Genomic DNA, 1,676 nt, shown 5'->3' with positions numbered 1-1,676 from the left:
GAAGTCAGAGTGGAAACACTGGTGGACTGCATACGAGTGAGAATGCCGGAATAAGTAGCGAGAATTATGTGAGAATCATAATGGCCGAAAATCTAAGGTTTCTTGGGGAAGGTTCGTCCGCCCAAGGTTAGTCGGGAGCTAAGCTCAGGCCGAAAGGCGTAGGCGATGCACATACGGTTGATATTCCGTAACCACCGAAAGCGTTAAACCAGAGGACACATTCATTAATTCTAACCCGGGCGATGGTTGCCCCGGGCGTAAGGGACCGAAATAATAGTAGGGAAGTAGAAGGCGTGAGTGGCGAGAAAAGTCTGGCGTATTGCTGAGGTGCCCGTACCGCAAACCGACACAGGTAGATGGGATGAGTATTCTAAGGCCAACGGGAGAATGGTTGTTAAGGAACTCGGCAAATTGGCCCCGTAACTTCGGAATAAGGGGCGCCTCTGAGAAGAGGCCGCAGTGAAAAGGCCCAAGCGACTGTTTAGCAAAAACACAGCTCTCTGCTAAATCGAAAGATGACGTATAGGGGGTGACGCCTGCCCGGTGCTGGAAGGTTACGAGGAGGGCTTAGGAGCAATCCGAAGGTCTGAATTTAAGCCCCAGTAAACGGCGGCCGTAACTATAACGGTCCTAAGGTAGCGAAATTCCTTGTCAGGTAAGTTCTGACCCGCACGAATGGCGTAACGATTTGGGCACTGTCTCAACAGCCAACCCGGCGAAATTGTAGTACCGGTGAAGATGCCGGTTTCCCGCAACTAGACGGAAAGACCCCATGGAGCTTCACTGTAGCTTGATACTGGACTTCGATATTCCATGTACAGGATAGGTGGGAGGCTTGGAAGCATGTGCGCCAGCATATGTGGAGCCGCCCTTGGGATACCACTCTTGGGATATTGGAGTTCTAACCTGCGGCCATGAATCTGGTCGGGGGACACTGTCAGGTGGGCAGTTTGACTGGGGCGGTCGCCTCCCAAAAGGTAACGGAGGCGCTCAAAGGTTCGTTCAGCACGGATGGAAACCGTGCATTGAGTGTAAACGCATAAACGAACTTGACTGCGAGACTGACGGGTCGAGCAGGAACGAAAGTTGGAGTTAGTGATCCGGCGGTATGTGAATGGAAATGCCGTCGCTCAACGGATAAAAGCTACCCTGGGGATAACAGGCTGATCTCCCCCAAGAGTCCACATCGACGGGGAGGTTTGGCACCTCGATGTCGGCTCATCGCATCCTGGGGCTGAATTCGGTCCCAAGGGTTTGGCTGTTCGCCAATTAAAGCGGTACGCGAGCTGGGTTCAGAACGTCGTGAGACAGTTCGGTCCCTATCTGTTGCGGGCGTAGGAAATTTGAACGGAGCTGTCCTTAGTACGAGAGGACCGGGATGGACAAACCTCTGGTGCACCAGTTGTTCTGCCAAGGGCATAGCTGGGTAGCTAAGTTTGGACGAGATAAACGCTGAAGGCATCTAAGCGTGAAACTCCCCGTAAGATAAGATTTCCCATTCTTCGGAAGTAAGACCCCACGTAGACTATGTGGTTGATAGGTCAGGAGTGGAAGTACAGCAATGTATGCAGCGGACTGATACTAATAGGTCGAGGGCTTGACCTAAATTTGATTTGGGTAAACTCGGAAAATGCTTCTGTCGAGTTCATCGTTGTTCAGTTTTGAGGGTGCAGGAA

Annotated in this window: 1 rRNA gene; it reads left to right on the top strand. The window is 51.8% G+C overall.

The features are described 5' to 3' along the window. A 23S ribosomal RNA gene (locus tag KQI75_RS13430) occupies nucleotides 1-1,605 on the top strand; the annotation flags it as partial. Between the last annotated feature and the right edge of the window lie 71 nt (nucleotides 1,606-1,676).

The sequence above is a fragment of the Butyricicoccus intestinisimiae genome (genome assembly GCF_018918345.1).
GTDB lineage: Bacteria > Bacillota > Clostridia > Oscillospirales > Butyricicoccaceae > Butyricicoccus_A > Butyricicoccus_A intestinisimiae.
Note: the sequence above shows the minus strand (reverse complement) of the source record. Positions and strands in the feature narration are given on the sequence as shown.